This is a genomic window from uncultured Brevundimonas sp., from assembly GCF_937870815.1.
GTDB lineage: Bacteria > Pseudomonadota > Alphaproteobacteria > Caulobacterales > Caulobacteraceae > Brevundimonas.
On sequence record NZ_CALMZS010000216.1, the window covers coordinates 1 to 2,471 of the forward strand.

The following is a 2,471-nucleotide window of genomic DNA, read 5'->3' on the forward strand; positions in this document are numbered from 1 at the left end:
GCCTCAAGCCGCGAGCCTCCGCGGGGCGAGCATGGGCCAAACAACAATGACGGCCCCCGGAGCCATCCGGGGGCCGTCTTGCCGTCCACGGCTTGACGGGAAGACGCTCTCGTTGTCCCTGTCGGAAGGGGGCTTCATGAACCACACTCGTATCCTGGTCGCCGTAGCCGTTGCGGCATTGCTGTTGTCGGGTTGCGCCTCGTCCATCGTCGGCAGGCCGGCCGCGCGCGGTGCGAGCGCGGCGCCCGATCTCGCCGCCATGAGCGCCGCCGAACTGACGGCCTTCACGCGGGCCATGCCGAAGGGCGGCGAGCTTCATATCCATCTGGCCGGGGCGGCCTTCCCCGAGCTCTATCTAACCTGGGCGGCCGAGGACGGTCTATGTATCGACACTCAGGCCCTGAGCCTGGCGCCGCCCTGCCAGCCCGGCGGGACCCTGGCGTCGGCGCGCGGCCTGGACGCCGGCCTGCGCTCGGCCATGATCGACAGCCTGACCACCCGCCGCCCCGATTTCGCCGGTCGCACCGGCCACGACCAGTTCTTCACCGCCTTCGACCGTTTCGGCGCCACGGCCGAGCACCGTCGCGGCGACATGCTGGCGGATGTGATGGCGACCCTGGCGGCCCAGAACACCTTCTACGTCGAGGTGATGTGGATGCCCCAGTCGCGGGCTTCGCGAGCGTTGGGCCGAACCGCCGGCTGGACGGAAGCCCATGCTGCCCTGGAGGGGCGGATCGCCCCGGGAATTCCCGCCCTGGTCCAGGCCTCGACCGAGGAGACCGACGCGGCCGAAGCCGACGCCCGTGAGTTGCTGAGATGCGCGACTCCCGCGGCCGATCCAGGCTGCGAGGTCACCGTCCGCTATCTGGTGCAGACCAATCGCCTCGTCGCGCTGGAGGAGACTTTCGCCCAACTTCAGCTGGGCGTGGCCCTAGTCGCCGCCGATCCGCGATGGGTGGGGTTGCAGCTGGTGGCGCCGGAGGATCACCCCAACGCCCTCATCAACTATCGCCGTCACATGGCGATGATCGGCTATCTGAGCGGGCGCGGGCGCGAGACGCCCGTCGCTCTCCACGCCGGAGAACTGACCCTGGCCTATGCGACGCCGCAGGACCTAGGTTTTCATGTGTCGGAGGCCGTGAGGACCGCCGGCGCCAGCCGCATCGGCCATGGCGTCGCCATCCCCAGCGAAGACGGCGCCGTCGAGCTGGTCGCGGAAATGGCCCGGAACGGCGTGCTGGTCGAGGTCAACCTGACCTCCAACGCCGTCATCCTGGAGGTAGCGGGGGCTGAGCATCCCGTCAGCTGGCTGAGGGCGAGCGGCGTGCCGGTCAGCCTCTCCACCGACGATCCCGGCATCGCCCGCATCGATCTCAGTCACGAATACGCGCGGGCCGTGCGTGAAACCGGCGCGACCTATGCGGATTTGGTCGCCTCGGCCCGGAACGCGATCCGGTACGGGTTCCTCAGTGCCGAAGACCAGCGGCGGGAGTTGGCCCGCTTCGAGCGGTTACTGGCCGAGTTCGAGGCGAGCCAAGGCCTCGTTTCCAGCGCCCCGGAGGGTGTTTTACGCCAGCGTTAGGGCCACGGTCAGCGCCGCCGCTTCGCCGGATCGAAAGGCGCCGCCGCAGGTCTGGATCAGGCCTCCGGCCAGTGCTTCGCCGGCGAAGAAGATGCGCTCGCCGACCGGCTGGGCCAGAACTTGCCGCGCGGCGTCTGACCGAGATCGGGGTGGAGCACAACACCACCATCGTGGTGGCCATGCCGACCGAACTGCTTTCCCTGGCCGCCCGCGCCGCCGCGCCGCCAGCACAGCCATTGCCGCTCCCCCAGCCCCCGAACCAGACCCCTCACCAGCCGCTGGCCGGGGTTCCGGCTGTCCGGATCGGCTGGACAGATCCCCTCAGGCGTTCGACTGTCCTGTCGCCGGATCGGTGGCGGTGTCGCCGGAGTTCGACGAGCCCTCGGCGCCCCGGGGTTCGGTCGCCGGTCGCGGCGGCTGCCCCTCGCGCGCGGGGGTGCGCTGGTTCTCGGTCTCGGTCTCGCGGGTTGGCGGGCGGCGGGGGTCGGTCATGGGGGCTCCATCGGGTCGCGGGTTGTGATTCGAACGCCCCGGAGCCGCCGAAGGGTCCGGACACGGTTCGTTCACCATGAACGCTCACCGGGCCGAAACGGGCCGCGGGCTATGGAGGACGCCGGAACGACGGTCAGGGCAGACCGGTTGAAAGGACGCCGCATGGCCGGGCTGAAGGTCGAGATCGTCGCGGTCGATGCGCTGGACGAGGGTCAGTGGGCCCTGTGGCGCGCCATGCTGGCCGCCAACCCCGCCCTGGCCAGTCCCTATTTCCGGCCGGAATTCACCCGGGTCGCGGGCCGGGTCAGCCCGCAGGCGGGCGTGGCGGTGTTCTCGCGCGGCGGCCGGACCGTCGGCTTCTTCCCGCATCAGCGGCGGGGCGGGGCGGTGCAGCCGC

2 protein-coding genes and 1 pseudogene are annotated in these 2,471 nt (G+C 70.6%); 2 read left to right on the plus strand and 1 reads right to left on the minus strand.

The genetic code is table 11. From position 1 onward, the window contains the following. Window positions 1–136 precede the first annotated feature (136 nt). Window positions 137–1,582, plus strand: coding sequence for an adenosine deaminase (locus tag Q0588_RS15350; protein WP_298747974.1), 1,446 nt, complete (start codon window positions 137–139; stop codon window positions 1,580–1,582). A 321-nt stretch (window positions 1,583–1,903) separates the two neighbouring features. On the opposite strand, the gene Q0588_RS15355 is transcribed toward Q0588_RS15350, so the two are convergent. Beyond that, window positions 1,904–2,074, minus strand: coding sequence for a hypothetical protein (locus tag Q0588_RS15355; RefSeq protein ID WP_298747978.1), 171 nt, complete (start codon window positions 2,072–2,074; stop codon window positions 1,904–1,906). A 162-nt stretch (window positions 2,075–2,236) separates the two neighbouring features. Here Q0588_RS15355 and Q0588_RS15360 point away from each other — a divergent pair. After that, window positions 2,237–2,471 (plus strand): annotated as a pseudogene (locus Q0588_RS15360) (GNAT family N-acetyltransferase); the annotation flags it as partial.